Genomic DNA, 17,684 nt, shown 5'->3' with positions numbered 1-17,684 from the left:
AGTAAAAAACACATTTATGTTAAATGAAGCACTCTCAAAAATGCCAGAGGTCTTTGAGGCCAAAATATTATTACGAGGCCAAGAATATTTTGAAAATGGACACGTACTTAATATCCGCTTTAGTGATGGTCTATTAAAAGGTCGAGTTAAAGGGAGTTCGAGTCAAATTTATGATATACATATGGATTTGAAGGTCTGGCCAAAAAAACTAGCGCATTGCACTTGTAATTATCAATACAATTGTAAACATGCCGCTGCGTGTCTGCTTGCCCTGCGTGATAGAGAAAAAGTAAGCTCCCAATCTTTTGCGGGTAATAAATTAGATAAACGGCTCGATAGCTGGTTGAAAAATTTGCGCGCTCAAGAAGCTGCAATTGTGAAAGCGCCCGAAGCGACGCATCATTTAGTTTATCTCATAGAACTAAAACTTGATGGCTATGAGCACCGGATCGCCATTAAGTTAGCTTTAGCCAAGCTATTAAAACGCGGTGGCTATGGAAAAATGATCCCGTTTAACAGTCTCTCTGATTCCAAAAAGCAGCATTTTATTGGCGATGATAATGATTTGGTAGCACTTCTTCTGTTTAAATGCGGGGTTGCAGGTTGGTTTGATACATTAACCATTCGCAATAGTGAATTATTAGAACGAATCATTGCAACTGGAAGAGCTTTTTTTATACAAAATCAGGATGAGCCAATTCATTTGGGGGAGGCTATTCAAGGTACTTGTGAATGGGTGCTATCGCATAATGGTCATCAAAATTTATTGTTAATGCATGAAGGAAATGAGCTTGAGCCGTTGCTGTTGGATGAAAGTTGGTATTTTAATCGTTCTGAAGACAAAATGGGACGTTTAATTACTCCATATCCAATAAAACAATTGAGTTATTTATTGAAAGCACCTCCAATTCCAATGGAGCAGGCTGAATTACTAGCAAGCAAAATGGCTAAAACATGTCCTGAGTTTCCCGTACCGCAGGTTTTTGCAAAGCGGGAGGTTCGACAAGTGACACCAGTACCTGTTCTTATTCTAGATGCCATTAATGAATTGGATAATGAATCTTCCTGGCTTTATGACACTGAAGAAGAACTGCATGCCTTATTTACAGCGCGTATTCTTTTTGATTATGCAGGTTTAATGATTGCCGGTTCTGAAGAATGTAATACCGTTGTGTGTCAGCAGGAGGAGCTTTTAATTGAATACACCCGTTATAGAGATTTTGAGCAATCAAAATGGGATGAAGTGCAGGAAATACTTGAGTTAAGGACACCTAGAGCCTGGGAAAATGAACAGTGGGAAAAAGTAAAACAGGCTGATTTTGTTTTGCAGAATATTAATGTCTCGGCAGATTTGCAGTTTGTTTACAGTCAGTTGGTGCCTGAATTAAAAAGTCGCGGTTGGCGTGTTGAATGTGTCAGTCCATTGTATCAAGAAGTGATCCATGCTGATGATGTAGAGTGGTATTCTGACCTGCATGAAAATACAACCGATTTTTTCTCATATCAATTGGGAATTTTGGTTGAGGGTAAACCAGTCAGTATTGTCCCTTTGGTAGCAGATTTAATTCATCGTTACAGTGGCAATGATTTGGATAATCTTCTGGATACGCAATTAGTCAAGCTGCCTTTGCATGACGGACGTGCATTGCAGTTAGAAATGGGACGAATTAAACCTTTGGTTCGCCTGTTACTTCAATTTGGCTTGCGCCATATAGATGAAAATCAGCACTTACAAATTAACAAATATCAGCTTATTTTAATGCGTGAAGCTGAGTTAGCTATTGCGGCAACCAAAACACGTTGGCAAGGCGCTGAAATTTTAAGGGATCAAATAAGACAATTGTCTCAATTAACCCATATTCCTGAAATACAACCACCCCTTGGTTTGCATGCTCAGCTCAGGGATTATCAACGCTATGGTTTAAATTGGTTGCAATTTTTGCGAACAAGCCATTTCAGTGGCATTCTTGCTGACGATATGGGGTTGGGTAAAACAGTACAAACCTTGGCTCATTTACAATATGAAAAAGAACAAGGTCGTATTAAAGCAGCAACCTTAATTGTTGCGCCAACAAGTCTTGTGGGGAACTGGGAGGCTGAAGCAAAACGTTTTACTCCATCATTAAAGGTTTTAATTTATCATGGTTCCGAGCGCCATCAGGATAATTTTGATGACTATGATATCGTTGTTTCTACTTATGGATTGATCCACCGAGATAAAGAGAAATTTGTAACTTATTCTTTTTATTATCTGATTTTGGATGAAGCGCAATTTATTAAAAATACACGTACGAAAACGACACAGATTATTCAGCAGTTACATGCTACCCATCGTTTATGCCTGACAGGCACGCCTTTGGAAAATCACTTGGGTGAATTATGGTCTTTGTTTCATTTTCTGATGCCTGGCTTATTGGGTGACGCGAAGCAATTTAGACTCTGGTTCCGAACTCCTATTGAGAAATATGCTGATTTGAATAGAAGAGAGGTGCTGACAAAGAGAGTACAGCCTTTTATATTGAGGAGAACAAAAAATCAGGTAGCTCGTGAATTACCTCCTAAAACAGAAATGACGCGTATTATAGAAATTATTGGGCCACAGCGTGATCTATATGAAGCAATTCGAATGAGTATGGAGAAAAAAGTTCGTGATGCGATTGCAAAACAGGGATTGGGTAAAAGCCATATCCTTTTGCTGGATGCGTTATTGAAATTACGGCAGGTTTGTTGTGATCCCAGATTATTGTCTTTACCCGCAGCAGCTATTGCTCATGGTACTTCTGCAAAACTTGAGACATTAATGGATCTGTTGGATAACTTGATAGGCGAAGGAAGGCGGGTCCTGGTTTTCTCACAATTTACTTCCATGTTGCAGTTAATTGAAGATGAATTGCATGCGAGAAGTTATGATTATTTAAAGTTAACAGGCCAAACAGTACATCGACAAGCAATGGTAGAAAAATTTCAGGAAGGAAAAGTTCCAATTTTTCTTATCAGCTTGAAAGCAGGCGGCACGGGGCTTAACTTAACGCGTGCTGACACAGTAATTCATTATGATCCCTGGTGGAATCCTGCAGTAGAAGACCAAGCTACAGATAGAACACATCGAATAGGTCAGGAAAATCCCGTATTTGTCTATAAATTAATTACTTCGGGTACAGTGGAAGAAGCTATTTTAGGAATGCAAGAGAAAAAGAGACAATTAGTTGAAGGGGTTTTATCTGCTGATCCGGCCAAAGCAATGGCTTTAAGCGAAGAAGATGTAGAGCGGTTTTTTACGCCATTAGAGTAGGGCCTGTTTCCAATGACTCAAGAGAACGAATTGGAAACAGACTCCCTAAATATAATGTGATTACCCTTGTAGCCTGGGTGCAGCGCAGCGGAACTCGTGTTTACGATATCAACAAACTTCTTAATCCCGGGTTCTGCTACGCACCCAGATTACATGGCACACTCATTTATAAAAAATTACTTCGTTAATGCTGGCATAGTATTCAATCATAGCATAAGCTATTAAATGATTGTAAACATGGAGAAAATTATGAACTTATGGAAGCTAGCTTGTGGTTTTTTTGTTGCTGTGTTTTATTTACCTGCAGCACTTGCCGCATCGCCAGTAGGTAAGTGGGTCACAATTGATGATAAAACCGGTAAGAAAAGAGCCATTGTTACCATTAGTGAGTCGGGTGGTACTTTAAGTGCAGTTATTAATAAGGTATTTCCACAACCAGGTGATACTGGAATTTGCCAAAATTGTCCTGGTATGTTTAAAGGAAAAAAAGTTGAAGGATTGACCTTTATGTGGGGATTAAAGCAAGAAGGGGATAATGAGTGGGGCGGTGGCTCTATTTTAGATCCTAAATCAGGGAAAATCTATCGCGCTAAAATCACTGCTCAGGGAAATAAACTTTTAGTCCGAGGATATCTGGGTATTTCCTTATTGGGACGTACTCAAGTTTGGAAAAAACAGTAGCTTAACAACATAATTCATCCCGAACGGCTTTGTTCGGGATGACATCTATGTAAAAGAACATTACAATAGACCTTGTTCCAAGTTTCTCATTACATCACGACTATGTACGATCTGCAAAATTCCAAAAAAACAGTTGATCCATTAAAACGCCCTCCTCATTCAGTGGAAGCGGAGCAATCCATTATTGGTGGATTAATGTTGGACAATCAGGTTTGGGACAAAGTCAGTAATAAATTATGTGAAGCAGATTTTTATCGCACCGAGCATCGAATTTTATTTCGAGCAATTTCCACTTTGGTAAAAAAAGATCAACCTTTTGATGTAGTGACTTTGCTTGATGCATTAAAGTCTCATAACGAATTAGATGATGCTGGTGGGGAAGCCTATTTGTTCGAATTGGCTAATAATACCCCCAGCGTTGCTAACGTATCTGCTTATGCTGATATAGTTCGCGAAAAATCAGTGCAGAGACAGCTTATTACTGTAGCCACCGAAATTGCTGATTCAGCATATAATCCTGGAGGTAGACAAGTTCCTGAGCTTCTTGATATGGCAGAAACTAAAGTTTTTGCTATAGGCGAACAAACAGGCGGCGATGGCGGGCCTGAAAATATAAAATCAATTTTAGTTCGTGCAGTGGAAAAAATTGATGCACTTTATCATAATGGTGATGCAATTACTGGGCTTGCCACAGGTTTGTCTGATTTGGATGAAATGACTTCAGGATTGCAACCTTCTGATTTAATTATTGTTGCGGGTCGTCCTTCCATGGGTAAAACGACTTTAGTTATGAATATGGCAGAACATGGTGCGATTAAATCTGGAAAACCTGTGCTTGTTTTTTCTATGGAAATGCCGGCGGATTCTTTGGCCATGAGAATGATGTCTTCTTTAGGGCGCATTGATCAGCATAAGATTAGAACGGGTAAACTGGATGATGATGATTGGCCTCGCGTGACCTCAGCCGTACATATGCTTTCGGAAGCCCCTTTATTTATAGATGATACCCCCGCTTTAAGTCCTGGGGAAATGCGTGCGCGAGCCAGGCGGCTGGCCAAGGATCAAGGTAACTTGGGTCTAATTGTGGTAGACTATTTGCAATTAATGAAAGTGCCCGGGTTTAACGCTGATAATAGAACAGCAGAAATATCTGAAATTTCACGTAGTCTTAAATCGCTTGCAAAAGAACTACAGGTACCGGTTATTGCTTTATCCCAGTTGAACCGAAGTTTGGAACAACGCGCAGATAAACGTCCTGTTATGTCTGATTTGCGTGAATCTGGTGCGATCGAACAAGATGCCGACTTAATTTGTTTTATTTATCGAGATGAAGTCTATAATGAAGACAGTCCAGATAAGGGAACAGCAGAAATCATTGTGGCCAAACAAAGAAATGGTCCAATTGGTAAGGTTCGTGTAGCCTTTATTGGTAAATACACTCGTTTTGAAGATTTAGCTTATAATGGTTATCAAGGGGTAGATTAGGTGTCCAGACCTACCAAACTGGTGATAGAGCCAAGCGCTTTACATCATAACTTAACGCGAATAAGACATTTTGCCCCAGGCAAGAGAATAATTGCTATGGTTAAGGCCAATGCTTATGGTTGTGGTGTACATGTTGTAGCACCAATATTGGAAGGACATGTAGATGCTTTTGGTGTCGCTTGTATTGAGGAAGCCCTAGTTCTTCGTAAAATTGGAATACGAACTCATTGTATTCTATTTCAAGGCATATTTAGTCCTGATGAATTTAAGGTGGTAGCACAGCATCAATTTGGATGCGTGATTCATCAACCGCATCAAGTGCAGTGGCTTTTAAATACCCCTCTGGATACGCCGGTAAAACTTTGGGTTAAAGTGAATACGGGCATGCATCGTTTGGGTTTTAAGACTCATGAATTGCAAGGAGTAATGGATGCATTGCAGTCTTGTCCTTGGGTGGATAAAGAGATTGGCTTGATGACCCATTTAGCGTGTGCAGATGAACCTGAACGTATAGAAAATTATCAGCAAATTACTTTGTTTGAGAGTATTTCTGTCTCTGGGTTTAGCCAACGCAGTGTTGCCAATTCAGCTGCTATTATTTCTTTTCCACAAACTCATATGGATGTTGTCAGGCCTGGTATTATGCTTTATGGTGTGTCACCTTTTGCCGATCAGACTGCAATTGATTTGGGTTTGCTTCCTGTAATGCGTTTTGTTTCAGCAATTAGTGCAGTTCATCATAATCCTCCTTTGGCTCAAGTTGGGTATAGTGGTATTTGGAAAAGCGAAAAACCTTCCATCATTGGTATTGTTGCTGCGGGTTATGGTGATGGTTATCCACGGCATATTGCGGCAAATACCCCGGTTTGGGTGCAAGGCAAAGAGGTTCCTATTGTAGGGCGAGTTTCAATGGATATGCTTGCTGTAGACTTAACAGATCATCCCGAAATAAAACCTGGAGCACCTGTTGAGCTTTGGGGGATACATATTTTAGTTGAGCGAATTGCACAAGCAGCAGGAACTTCAGGTTATGAATTATTATGTCAGATTTCTGAGCGAGTGCGTCACGATTAAATGAATTATTTTTGATTGTAATCCGCGCACATTGTAGCCTGGAAGCAATGATGTGGAGCTTAGGTAAACTTGGGGTTCGCTTTGCTACATCCAGGCTAAAATATTTAGATTTCTCTTAACTATGGATAATAACTGAGCGTGATGTTAGAATTACAACCGATTTCTATAACCTTTTAATTGGGTGATATGTTATGAAAAAAATAGCTGTTGCATCATTGTCTTTATTATTGGTTGGTTGTGCCTCAATGAATCATGAAGACGTAGGTACTATCTCAGGTGGAGTTATCGGCGGATTGATTGGAAGCCAATTTGGTGGTGGCCCTGCAGCTAAATTGGCTGCAACAGCAGGTGGTGCTATTGCTGGTGCTTATTTAGGTGGTCAAATTGGTAAATATATGGATAAAGTGGATAGAATGGAAATGCAACGTGCCTTAGAAACTGCACCCACCGGCAAATCAGTACATTGGTCAAACCCAGACACTGGAAATAGTTATACAGTACAACCTACCCGTACTTATTATCGTGAACGCTTGCCTTGCCGTGAGTATCTAACTAAGGCAATCATTGATGGAAAACCACAAACATTACGTGGTAGTGCATGCCGTCAGCCAGATGGTACATGGCATGTTGTAAACTAATCACTTGCATCTTATGTAGGTTGAGCTAAAGGTTACTAACCTGAGATTCTTTGAACTCTGGTGCTGGGCTTTGCAAGCCAGCACCAGAGTTCAACTACTATTTTACTTCTCAACCTTTTTTACTTTCGGCTCTTTTTTTACTCTGACATCTTTTACTTCCACATCCTTTTGCTTGTCACAACAGACGCACTTGCAGCCACTAAACAAATTATATAGCCAAGCAATCAGAAAGCCTGTGATGAATGCATCAATGAAGCCTATAACAGCTCCTAATAAACTTCCTTTGATTGAAGGCTCATATCCAGGATATAAAGAACCTACTGCAACTACAAAACCATGTCCGTAGGTATAATAGTAAGCAAGTAGCCCCAGCATTAAAATAGATATGCCCCAAAGAACCCCAAATGCAAGACCTAGACCCACAGGGCTTAATTTGCAACCTTTCATGCTTGTCTCTCCTTTTTATAGAATCGTCCTCTATAGCCTCGCCAACTAAGTTTATACTGCGTTGCAAGCTCACTCGGCTTATATATACACTCCTTCGCCTCATTCACTTGCGTCTTGTCCTAAAGCTTAGTAAGTGAAGCTATAAAAACCTGGGTGCAGCGAGCGAAGCCCAGGAATTTATTTAGAAACCCCCGGGTTTCGCTTCGCTGCACCCAGGCTACAAAGCTACAAAATTGCAATAAATTCAACTGTATTTCTCAAAGTATAGACTACAACATTAATTAATTAATAATTTTTCGCAGATCGAAAAATATAAAATTTCTAATTGATACAGATCACTTAAGGAAACACATTCATTTACTTGGTGAATGGTGGTATTAACGGGTCCGAGTTCTACTACTTCAACACCATAAGGTGCAATGAAGCGGCCATCAGATGTTCCACCACTGGTAGAAAGTTCCGGTGAATTTCCAGTGTGTGCGAGGATTGCTTCCTTACAGCTTTCCAATAAGGCACCTTGGGAAGTCAAGAAAGGTTCACCACTTAGACGCCATTCAATAATAGGATTCAGATCGTGCTCTTGAAAAGTAGCAATGACTTTTTCTTTTAATAAGCGGTGTGTTTGTTCTGTTGAGTATCTAAAATTCAGGTGTAGAACCAACTCTCCAGGAATTATATTTGCAGCATGGCCTCCTGATTGGAGGTGGGTAATTTGCATGGATGTTGGCGGAAAATGATCGTTACCCTGATCCCAAAGTGTTGTGGTCAGCTTCGCAAGTGCGGGACTAATTTTATGTATTGGGTTGTCTGCCAAATGAGGGTAGGCGACATGCCCTTGTTTCCCATGTAAGGTAATTTGGGCACTTAATGAACCACGCCTGCCAATTTTGATTACATCACCCACTCGATGAGTACTTGATGGCTCCCCTACAATGCAATAATCAATGTGAATGCCTTGATTTTCCAGGAGTTGCATGACATAAGGTGTGCCCATATCATAATCATTACCTTCTTCACCGCTAGTGATAAGGAAACCTAATCTTCCCTGAAATTTGGGATAAGTATTTACGAATCGTTGTGCCATAAGCAGCATGCACGCAAGACTTCCTTTCATGTCAGCAACACCACGCCCATAGAGCATTCCATTTTTATTTTCCACTATAAAAGGATCAGACAGCCATTTTGCTAGGTCACCCACAGGAACCACGTCGGTATGACCAGCAAATACAAGCAAAGGGCCTGATTCTCCATAAGAAGCAAAGAAGTTGGAAACAGGCCCTTTATTCATACGTTGGCAAGTAAATCCTGCTTGTTCCAAAAAATGGATCATAAATTCTTGGCAGTCCGCATCTTCAGGTGTAATCGAGGGAAAATGAACAAGTTTTGTTACGATTTCTTGTAAGTCTGCCTCTAGATCAGGAGATACTTTCGTCATGCTAACTTGCTCTCAATAGTTCATTAATGCTTACTTTTGCTCTTGTTTTTTCATCTACCTGTTTTACAATGACCGCACAATACAAACTGTAACTTTTGTCTTCACTGGGCAGACTCCCTGCGACTACCACTGATCCTGCCGGAATACGGCCATAAGTAATTTCTCCAGTGAGACGATTATATATTTTAGTGCTTTGTCCTAAGTAGACACCCATAGATAATACGGAGTTTCGTTCTACGATAACGCCTTCGACGACTTCTGAGCGGGCACCGATAAAACAATTGTCTTCGATAATTGTGGGGTTGGCTTGCAAGGGTTCTAAAACACCGCCTATGCCTACTCCACCTGAAAGGTGCACGTTTTTGCCGATTTGAGCGCAAGAACCCACAGTCGCCCAGGTATCAACCATGACACCTTCATCAATATATGCGCCTACATTGACATAAGATGGCATTAAAACGCAGTTTTTTGCAATGTAAGCACCTTTGCGAACTATGGCATGCGGAACCACGCGCACTCCTGTTTGTTTGAATTGTTCTTCAGTATAGTTGTTGTATTTGAGGGGTACTTTGTCATAAAACTGACAGAAACCTGAATCAATCACTTGATTGGGATAAAGTCTAAAAGATAAAAGAACCGCTTTTTTTATCCACTGATGAACTACCCATTCATTATTTATTTTCTCCGCAACTCGGTACTGGCCGTTGTCCAAACAAGAAAGTACTTCATTCACCGCCGCAATAAGTTCAGGAGATGCTGTATCAATTGATAATGTTTGGCGTTGTTCAAAAGCGTGTTCAATTAGAGTTTGTAAAGTCTGCATCTATTTTTCCTGTGTCATTTGTAGCCTGGGTGCAGCGCAGCGAAACCCGGGTCAACTGATTAAGAACTCCCCCGGGTTTCGCTGCGCTGCACCCAGGCTAGCCAATGGCATCCTCGCTTTAATATGCAAGCGCATATTCCAAATCAGCTTGTAAATCTTTCACATGTTCTATGCCTACAGAGAGTCGAATAAATCCATCCTCTATGCCCAACGCTTTACGCTTTTCTGGAGGTATAGACGCATGAGTCATAATTGCTGGATGCTCTATCAAGCTTTCTACACCACCTAAACTTTCAGCGAGCGTAAACAACTCACAACGAGCAAGAAAATGTTTGGCTGCATCAATGCCGCCATCAATTACCATGGAAATCATGCCGCCAAATCCGTGCATTTGTTCTTTAGCTAACTCATGTTGGGGATGGTTTGTAAGGCCTGGATAAATAACTTTTTTTACTTTAGATTGCGTACTCAACCAATTTGCTAAATGAAGTGCGTTCTCGCAATGTCTTTCCATACGCAACGATAAAGTTTTCAGACTTCTTAAAACAAGAAAACTATCAAATGGACCTGCAATTCCGCCGCAGGAGTTATGCAGGAAAGCAATTTTATCTGCTAAATTAGGATTATCACCAACAACTACAACCCCACTGACTACGTCTGAATGACCATTAAGGTATTTAGTTGCTGAATGCAGTACGATGTCAAATCCTAACTCTATAGGTTTCTGAATCCAGGGAGTTGCAAAAGTGTTGTCTGCAACTGCTATAAGATTATGGCGTTTTGCTATCACTGCTATTTCACGTAAATTAGCCAGTTTTAACATGGGATTTGAGGGTGTTTCTACCCAGATCATACGGGTTTTGGGGGTAATCGCAGCCTCTATATTGCGCGTGTCAGACATGTCTATGAAAGAAAAGGATAATCCAGATGTGCGTGTTTTAACCTTATCAAATAAACGGAATGTGCCTCCATAAAGATCATCCATGGCAACAACATGATCTCCTGCATCTAATAAATCAATAATTGTGTTGATTGCAGCCATTCCAGAAGCAAAAGCAAAACCACGCTCACCTGACTCCAAACTGGCGATACATCCTTCATAGGCTCCACGAGTTGGATTATGTGTACGAGAGTACTCATAGCCAAGATGTTCCCCTGGAGCCATTTGTTTGTAGGTAGATGTTGCATAGATAGGAGTCATAACTGCACCGGTACTTGGACATGGTTCCTGGCCAGCATGAATGGCTCGAGTTTCAAAGTGATGCTTTTTCATTGGACTATCCTTAAGGGCTGTAAAATTTTTATGTCGATACTTTCTTGCATTAGCAAAGAGTGATCTTTTCAGAGTGGTTTATGTAGGATATTCTAGTGGGGGTTGTATGTATAGGCAAGTTCTACTTTTTTGGGGTTTAGTCAGGGCATAGCGAAGTTTTCATGTACAGGCAATTAATAGTTCAGGGGTCGTTTTGGCAATGAAATTTGATCTTCATGCTTTATTTTCAGCAAAATACGCACAATGGATTATTATTGTCTTGATTTCATTGTTTTCCGTACTGATTATCGCTGAATACGCTACTTTAATCTTTTCCCCTATAACTCGTCAGACGGTACCTGAAACCACAAAAGAGATGCCGGTGATAGCAAAACAGAATTCCTTTGATGCGATTTTACACTCTTCTTTATTTGGCGTTTATGTTTCAAATAATTTATCCAGTATTAAAAAATCCATGTTGAATGTTACTTTAGTAGGGATCTTATTTGCTAATAAGATAGATGACTCCCAAGTCATCATTCGTTCTGCGAATGGAGAGGAAAGCACTTATAAATTGGGTGATACGATACCTGGTGGTGCTGTGATCAAACGTATTATGGCTGCCGGGATTTTGGTTGAACGTAATGGTACTTTAGAGAGTTTAAGTTTACCCAAAAATGAATTAATCTTTGAGCCAGTAGCAAAGCCTTTGGAAGGGGATAAAAATTTATGAGACGTTTATTTAATCGATTAATCGGTGTAATTTTTATTTCTGCTCTTGCTGGATGTGCTGTCACTAACAAAATTAATTTGCGTGAAGGAATTGATAGTTTCAGAGTCGAAGATTACCGTAAGGCTTTTATCCGTTTAAAACCATTAGCTCAGCAAGGTCAACCTGATGCGCAATATGCTGTAGGTTATATGTATTATTATGGTAAAGGAGTAGTAGAAGACCGAAAAAAAGCTTGGTTTTGGATAAATGCTGCTGCTAATTTAGGCCAACCTGATGCAAAAGTAGCGATTAAAATATTAGCCAGCGGGGGCTCATTAAGTTAAATGAGCTTGGTCTGGATAGAGCTATATTTAATGCATTGAATCAATTATAGTTTTAGCTCGGATTAATAGATTACTTACGAAACTTATCGTTTTTTAAATAACATAGTGTAATGAAACGATAATATTTTGCTGGTGGGTTGAGCTAATCCTATAGAATGTATTTGCTCTTTTGCAAACCACTGCCCTTGTTGCTCAGACATTATGTTGCCTAATGCTTTAGTTTTTATGCTCAGCGCATTGATTTCCAAATGAAAATGGCTAAAACGATGTTTAAAATTTAAAAGTTGCTGTGGTGAGTCTCCGGATAAATCATAATTCAGACGAATAAAATCCAGGGGACAATCTCCTTCATCCAGACTGGGTAAACACCATAAGCCACCCCATAACCCTATAGGAGGTCTTTTTTCTAAATAAATGTGGCCTTGTTCATTGTGTAAAACCAGAAATTGTTGGTATTGAATAGGTATGGGTTTTCTTACTTTTTTTTCAGGATAGAGATGTTGTTCTTGGTATTTCAATGCAAGACAATTGTTCTGAAGAGGACAATTAAGGCAATCCGGTTTTTTTGAAGTGCAGCATAGTGCACCTAAATCCATAATTGCTTGAGTATAATCAGCGCAATTTTCATGAGGCATGCACGAGTCAGCCAGTTCCCACAGTGTTTTTTTTACTTGTGCTTGTTCAGGATAACCTTTAATTCTGAAAAAACGAGTTAAAACTCGTTTAACATTTCCATCAAGAATCGCGACAGGTTGGTTAAAGGCTTGTGACACAATAGCTGCTGCAGTAGATGGACCAATTCCTGGTAATTCTTTTAGTAACTGATAATCATCAGGAAATACACCACCATACTGTTGCATCACTATTTTTGCGGTTTGATGAAGATTTCGGGCACGGCTGTAATAACCAAGTCCTGACCACAAAGAAAGTACCTCATCATCGTTTGCTTGAGCCAAAGCATCTATGTTGGGAAATCGCTGCATAAAACGTTCGAAATAAGGGATAACGGTTTGTACTTGAGTTTGCTGAAGCATAATTTCAGAAAGCCATACTCTGTAGGGTGTTCGGGGTTGTTGCCAGGGAAGATTATTACGTCCGTATAGGGCATACCATTGTAGTAATGGTTGACTAAATTTTTTGTACAAATTTTGTTTGTCCACGCGAGCAATTCTTTGATGCTTTATTGTGGACGTACTGTAAAAAAAGTAATGCTCCAGGTCAATGAGTAATGATCATTAATATCCATTTAAATGATGCATACTCGTAGTCTCACTTGAGTATTGTACTCAGTACCATTTAAGTTATATTTATGAAGAGAGTTGAAGAATGCTTCCTGATCCTTGTTTCTCAGCTGGCTGATAAAAGAATGAACTTGGACTAGTAGTATAAAACTCATTGTTAAATTGTAATTGTTCCTCTTCTTTAAGAAAAGGGCCTGGGCCTAAAGCCCTCATAATTGATGAGATAGTGCTCTTTTCAATTAAATGAAATTTTTTGGGTTCTCCATTATCCAGATTCGTTTGAATTGATAAAACGGGTTTCAGAATTTCAACACACTGTGCAACGTCCTTTTGAGTTTTCAAATCGCCAATACTATGAATAATATTAGAAGGATAAGCATAAATATTTAAATCAGCATAGACTTCGCGAATTTGTTGAAATGTTTCCTTATGAGCCCAGCTTTGTTTTAGAATGATCGCATCATTGATCATCTCTTTAACACGTGTAAAGCCATATTTTTCCATTAGATTCATAAGTAAAGCATGCAATTGTTGAAATGACTCATCATCATAAATATCCATAGAAAACTGGTGTATGTTTTTTTCCTTTAAAAATCGAATAAAGCCATTAACAAATGATGTTGGTTCAGTTTCAGTACTTGAACCAAAATAGGTTTTAATTAAATCCCAACTGTCTGCAACTTGTGGACTTAAGTCAACAATAATTACTTGCGGCACACTACTTACTTTTTCCCCTAAATTACAGGCCAAAGCAATAGCACCAAAAATAGAAGTTCCTACAAAAACAAAAGGCTTGTCTGTTTTATAAGGTTCCAGATCTCCTTTTTTGATGGGATCATTTCCTAACCAAAATGCGAAGCATTCATTTAATTCCTTAGTCGGCAGTTGTTGGATTTTGGATAAAAGTTGAATCCGTTTTTTCTGAGTTTCTTCAAGTTGATGTGTTGCTTCTAATTTGTTATACATGATAACGACCACAATAATTTTGGCAAAAAGAAATATTATAAATCAATTGGGTTATAAAATGAACATATTATCTTAATGAATTCTGAATTTGATACTTGCATATCTTTCTTTTTGGAATAAATGCTTGCTTGGATATGACATGTTATCTCATAAAAATTTAATTAATTTCAATAAGTTATTAAAATATTTCATAAGTTAAATGATAAAATTTCACCTAGGTCATCAAAAAATTAAAGATGACTCGCTAAGTGTCGATATATAGTCTATCGTTTTAAATAGGGGCCTTTGCTGTACTCAGGATGAGTAAAGTCAGCTGAATCATTTGCTAAAGATTGTAGCGAATTCACTTAATGCATTGACGCTGTGAGTTTTTTTAAGATTTTTTTAATTTTAAAATAGGGGCTGAATTGAATGCCACAGAGCAAAAAAGATCTTAAGATAGATTGCAGGCTCAATGCATTTAGGTGTGTGCTGTAATTTGTTGGTAGGTGATTTAGGTCAAATCTAAGGAGAGATCGATGCACGACCGCCAACATGAAATCGTGGTATTAAAACCTACAGCTGTTTTTTTATCATTTCTTGCTTCGCAATTACCTGAAGCAAAGTTACCAGATCTTAGATTATTGCAAATTGACAATACCGCATATGTATTACACAAACAAAACTCAGATGATGCGACCCTGGATGAAATAGAAAAGCATTTTTCAACAATGTTTCGCCACGAAATTTGTCGTTGGCTAGGTGATAAAGCACGCAATGAAATTGAAACTAATTTTCTTGATTTTCTTTGTTGCTTTAAATTTGAATTGCACAACCATATTGTGTTAATGGAACCTTCAATAGAAACAAGTCATCAATTACTGTTCATTAAACCTCGTGTGGCTTTACTTAACTGGATTAAAAAAACAATGGAGGACCAAGATAATTTGGTCGGAGTTATTGAAAAGGTAGAATTATCACACTTGGAAGAAAATGCTACTGCTTTGGTGAAAAATTTTTCTAATTTGACTGAGATAAAACCCTTTATCAAAGAGAACTATATTTCCATTTTTGCAGCAGCGATGAGTCGTATGTCAAGTCAGCCCGATCAATGGCCATTGATGGATTCACTCCAAACTTTTAGTCAGTATTTTGCTGTTGAAATTCATACTCAATTGATTCATTTGTCCAATTAAAGGAGTTGACTATGGAGCCAGTCAGTATAGCACTTATTTGTACTGCAGCATTGGGGGCTGTTGTTATTTTGGCGGCATTTATAAGACAAATCCTGTTAAGCCGAGACAAGCAGTTAAATGATATGGCACAAAGCAGGGCATTGACCCAAGAAGTAATGGAACTGGAGCAAATCCGCGCGCAAATGCAAAATGAGAAGCGATTCGACTCTCATTACCAAGTGCTAGGAGCTAATAAAGAAGCAATTAGGTATATAGATACTAAAATAGAAGAGATTTTAAACAAAAAAACAGAGCTTGTTGAGCGTTATGCCAAAGTTATTGTGAAAGAGTCAGACTCAATAGTTAGTGGGGCTGTTTCATCTGAGCGGAAAACTGCGTGTGATCGATTAAGAGAAGAAATTGATCATAAAATAGCATTCTATGATAGTGAGCTCAAAGAATTACAAGAAAGAAGAGCTTCTCTATGGGATGCCCATACTGATTTTCAAAGATATCTTTTGAACCAGGAAAAGTCACGGAATGCCAGTTTGGATAGTGTGTACAAACAGCATTCAGCTTTGTTGGAAAAAGTATATTTACGTCATATCGATGATACAGAAATTGTGGCTGTGAAAAGCATGGAAGCATCAACTATGACTTTTAAAGATATGCTCATGATGCCAATACAATTTTTGATGCAATATTTTGGAGTATCAGTAACTCCCGGAATTTCGCTGGTGCAAACGCGAGTAGAGAATGTGTCACGAGCGAACGTAGATAAAATACAACACGAAATAAATGATCCGGTGCCTGAGAAACAGGAAGATGTAGTGCATAACGAGGCTAAGCCACGAGATAAAGTACACCAAGATGAGCAGCATGATGATGTTAATCAACAAGAAAAAAAGAAAGAGGAAGAGAAAACTCACTCAATGACATTTGCGTGAAAATTATTCTTCTGACTCATTTGATGACATTTTTGTCGTTATATATTACAATTCACCTGCATTTGGAGAAATGCACGCATATGGTCCTAATTGGTGGAGATATATTGATGGCAAGAGAACGTTTTTTATGGTTTATTACTTTTATGCTATGTTCTATTCTGGCTTTACCAGGACATAGTACAAGTGTAAATTCCCTTCTTCCTGATGAACAAAATACGGTACAAGTTTTTCATGACGCATCCCCTAAGGTAGTATATGTTCACAGATTAGCAACAATAACCAATAGATCATTACAGAAAAAGCAAGTATCCGATGGAGCAGGCTCTGGAATTGTCTGGAATAATAATGGGTATATAGTTACCAATTTTCACGTGATTAAGGGTGCTGATAAATTGGCAATTACTTTAGGTAAGTTGACGGTACCTGTTAAAGTCGTCGGAGCAGAGCCACGTAAGGATATCGCTGTATTAAAGATTGAATCACCACAAGCCTTGGCGCTGCTAAAAGAATTTAAACCGTTTGAAATAGTACATCTTAATGATCTCATGGTAGGGCAAAAGGCAATTGCGATTGGTAATCCTTTTGGTCTGGATCATAGTTTATCTAAAGGTGTGATTTCTGCTTTGGGTAGAAAAGTTCCAGGCATTGGCGGGGTTACAATTCGTAATATGATTCAAACAGATACGCCAATTAATCCAGGCAATTCAGGAGGCCCATTATTGAATAGTGCTGGACAATTAATTGGTATGAACACTATGATTTATTCCCAATCAGGTTCGTCTGCTGGAATTGGTTTTGCTGTCCCAGCAGATGATATTGATCGTATCGTGACGCAAATTATTAAAAATGGGCGAGTCGTATTGTCCGGGATTGGTATTCAAAGTGTTCCACCGAGTATTGCTCATCGATTAGGCATACGCAAAGGAATATTAATTGCAGACGTGATACGCAATACACCCGCAGATAAAGCTCATTTGCGCGGTACTCACCGAGATGCTTGGGGGCATATCGAGTTAGGTGATATTATCGTAGCATTAAATGGACATGCAGTTCCTAACTATGATGTTTTATACAATATGCTTACCGATATAAAAGTTGGGGAACAAATAACGGTATCCATTCAGCGAAATAACAAGCAGATGGATGTTAAAATGAAAACAATTGATATCGCTGGGGTTTAGTGATTTACTGAA

At 39.0% G+C, this 17,684-nt stretch carries 16 protein-coding genes; 10 read left to right on the top strand and 6 right to left on the bottom strand.

From position 1 onward, the window contains the following. The first annotated feature begins 16 nt into the window (after window positions 1-16). The 5 genes from A8O27_RS01570 (at window position 17) to A8O27_RS01550 (ending at window position 7,170) form a co-directional block, all read left to right on the top strand. Window positions 17-3,292, top strand: coding sequence for a DEAD/DEAH box helicase (locus A8O27_RS01570; RefSeq protein WP_058460360.1), 3,276 nt, complete (start codon window positions 17-19; stop codon window positions 3,290-3,292). A gap of 249 nt (window positions 3,293-3,541) precedes the next feature. Continuing rightward, a complete protein-coding gene (locus A8O27_RS01565) occupies window positions 3,542-3,973 on the top strand; it encodes a DUF2147 domain-containing protein (RefSeq protein WP_058460361.1) in 432 nt (143 codons plus the stop codon). A gap of 102 nt (window positions 3,974-4,075) precedes the next feature. Further along, entirely contained in the window at window positions 4,076-5,458 is a 1,383-nt protein-coding gene (gene dnaB / locus A8O27_RS01560; RefSeq protein ID WP_058460362.1) for a replicative DNA helicase, read from the top strand. Further along, complete coding sequence (alr, locus tag A8O27_RS01555; RefSeq protein WP_058460363.1) at window positions 5,459-6,532, top strand: alanine racemase; 1,074 nt, start codon at window positions 5,459-5,461, stop codon at window positions 6,530-6,532. A 191-nt stretch (window positions 6,533-6,723) separates the two neighbouring features. Beyond that, window positions 6,724-7,170 (top strand): RT0821/Lpp0805 family surface protein, encoded by a 447-nt coding sequence (locus A8O27_RS01550; protein ID WP_058460364.1) that lies wholly within the window; start codon window positions 6,724-6,726, stop codon window positions 7,168-7,170. Between the two features lie 102 nt (window positions 7,171-7,272). Here the strand turns inward: A8O27_RS01550 and A8O27_RS01545 are convergent, their stop codons facing one another. The 4 genes from A8O27_RS01545 to A8O27_RS01530 all read right to left on the bottom strand — a co-directional run bounded on the left by A8O27_RS01545 (window position 7,273) and on the right by A8O27_RS01530 (window position 11,148). Beyond that, window positions 7,273-7,617 carry a bacteriophage holin gene (locus A8O27_RS01545; RefSeq protein WP_058460365.1) on the bottom strand — a complete coding sequence of 115 codons (345 nt, stop codon included), beginning with the start codon at window positions 7,615-7,617 and terminating at the stop codon, window positions 7,273-7,275. A gap of 277 nt (window positions 7,618-7,894) precedes the next feature. Continuing rightward, window positions 7,895-9,052: a succinyl-diaminopimelate desuccinylase gene (dapE, locus tag A8O27_RS01540; RefSeq protein ID WP_058460366.1), complete on the bottom strand. Its 1,158-nt coding sequence runs from the start codon at window positions 9,050-9,052 to the stop codon at window positions 7,895-7,897. A gap of 1 nt (window position 9,053) precedes the next feature. Next, window positions 9,054-9,875 carry a 2,3,4,5-tetrahydropyridine-2,6-dicarboxylate N-succinyltransferase gene (gene dapD, locus A8O27_RS01535; RefSeq protein ID WP_058460367.1) on the bottom strand — a complete coding sequence of 274 codons (822 nt, stop codon included), beginning with the start codon at window positions 9,873-9,875 and terminating at the stop codon, window positions 9,054-9,056. Between the two features lie 118 nt (window positions 9,876-9,993). Continuing rightward, window positions 9,994-11,148: a trans-sulfuration enzyme family protein gene (locus tag A8O27_RS01530; protein WP_058460368.1), complete on the bottom strand. Its 1,155-nt coding sequence runs from the start codon at window positions 11,146-11,148 to the stop codon at window positions 9,994-9,996. 199 nt (window positions 11,149-11,347) lie between these two features. Between A8O27_RS01530 and A8O27_RS01525 the strand changes: the two genes are divergently transcribed. Continuing rightward, a complete protein-coding gene (locus A8O27_RS01525) occupies window positions 11,348-11,860 on the top strand; it encodes a type II secretion system protein N (RefSeq protein ID WP_058460369.1) in 513 nt (170 codons plus the stop codon). Further along, a complete protein-coding gene (locus A8O27_RS01520) occupies window positions 11,857-12,183 on the top strand; it encodes an SEL1-like repeat protein (RefSeq protein ID WP_058460370.1) in 327 nt (108 codons plus the stop codon). The genes A8O27_RS01525 and A8O27_RS01520 overlap by 4 nt, the downstream gene beginning before the upstream one ends. 83 nt (window positions 12,184-12,266) lie before the next feature. Here A8O27_RS01520 and mutY read toward each other — a convergent pair whose 3' ends face one another. Then, window positions 12,267-13,343, bottom strand: coding sequence for an A/G-specific adenine glycosylase (gene mutY / locus A8O27_RS01515; protein ID WP_058460371.1), 1,077 nt, complete (start codon window positions 13,341-13,343; stop codon window positions 12,267-12,269). 147 nt (window positions 13,344-13,490) lie between these two features. Then, the gene (locus tag A8O27_RS01510; protein ID WP_058460372.1) at window positions 13,491-14,390 is read right to left on the bottom strand and encodes a hypothetical protein; all 900 of its coding nucleotides are present in this window, start codon (window positions 14,388-14,390) and stop codon (window positions 13,491-13,493) included. A 518-nt stretch (window positions 14,391-14,908) separates the two neighbouring features. Here A8O27_RS01510 and A8O27_RS01505 point away from each other — a divergent pair. From A8O27_RS01505 to A8O27_RS01495, 3 genes are all read left to right on the top strand, one after another. Further along, window positions 14,909-15,565: a hypothetical protein gene (locus A8O27_RS01505; protein WP_058460373.1), complete on the top strand. Its 657-nt coding sequence runs from the start codon at window positions 14,909-14,911 to the stop codon at window positions 15,563-15,565. An 11-nt stretch (window positions 15,566-15,576) separates the two neighbouring features. Then, window positions 15,577-16,491: a hypothetical protein gene (locus A8O27_RS01500; protein ID WP_058460374.1), complete on the top strand. Its 915-nt coding sequence runs from the start codon at window positions 15,577-15,579 to the stop codon at window positions 16,489-16,491. Between the two features lie 107 nt (window positions 16,492-16,598). Continuing rightward, window positions 16,599-17,672: a S1C family serine protease gene (locus A8O27_RS01495; protein WP_058460375.1), complete on the top strand. Its 1,074-nt coding sequence runs from the start codon at window positions 16,599-16,601 to the stop codon at window positions 17,670-17,672. The last annotated feature ends 12 nt before the right edge of the window (window positions 17,673-17,684 follow it).

The sequence above is a fragment of the Legionella bozemanae genome, from assembly GCF_001648595.1.
Classification (GTDB): Bacteria; Pseudomonadota; Gammaproteobacteria; order Legionellales; family Legionellaceae; genus Legionella; species Legionella bozemanae.
The sequence above is the reverse complement of the archived record's forward strand: the minus strand, read 5'-3'. Positions and strand labels throughout refer to the sequence as shown.

Coding starts and splice junctions, on each gene's coding strand:
- A8O27_RS01570 (WP_058460360.1), top strand. CDS start 17: ATGTTAAATGAAGCACTCTCAAAAATGCCAGAGGTCTTTGAGGCCAAA.
- A8O27_RS01565 (WP_058460361.1), top strand. CDS start 3,542: ATGAACTTATGGAAGCTAGCTTGTGGTTTTTTTGTTGCTGTGTTTTAT.
- dnaB (WP_058460362.1), top strand. CDS start 4,076: ATGTACGATCTGCAAAATTCCAAAAAAACAGTTGATCCATTAAAACGC.
- A8O27_RS01550 (WP_058460364.1), top strand. CDS start 6,724: ATGAAAAAAATAGCTGTTGCATCATTGTCTTTATTATTGGTTGGTTGT.
- A8O27_RS01545 (WP_058460365.1), bottom strand. CDS start 7,617: ATGAAAGGTTGCAAATTAAGCCCTGTGGGTCTAGGTCTTGCATTTGGG.
- dapE (WP_058460366.1), bottom strand. CDS start 9,052: ATGACGAAAGTATCTCCTGATCTAGAGGCAGACTTACAAGAAATCGTA.
- dapD (WP_058460367.1), bottom strand. CDS start 9,875: ATGCAGACTTTACAAACTCTAATTGAACACGCTTTTGAACAACGCCAA.
- A8O27_RS01530 (WP_058460368.1), bottom strand. CDS start 11,148: ATGAAAAAGCATCACTTTGAAACTCGAGCCATTCATGCTGGCCAGGAA.
- A8O27_RS01525 (WP_058460369.1), top strand. CDS start 11,348: ATGAAATTTGATCTTCATGCTTTATTTTCAGCAAAATACGCACAATGG.
- A8O27_RS01520 (WP_058460370.1), top strand. CDS start 11,857: ATGAGACGTTTATTTAATCGATTAATCGGTGTAATTTTTATTTCTGCT.
- A8O27_RS01510 (WP_058460372.1), bottom strand. CDS start 14,390: ATGTATAACAAATTAGAAGCAACACATCAACTTGAAGAAACTCAGAAA.
- A8O27_RS01505 (WP_058460373.1), top strand. CDS start 14,909: ATGCACGACCGCCAACATGAAATCGTGGTATTAAAACCTACAGCTGTT.
- A8O27_RS01500 (WP_058460374.1), top strand. CDS start 15,577: ATGGAGCCAGTCAGTATAGCACTTATTTGTACTGCAGCATTGGGGGCT.
- A8O27_RS01495 (WP_058460375.1), top strand. CDS start 16,599: ATGGCAAGAGAACGTTTTTTATGGTTTATTACTTTTATGCTATGTTCT.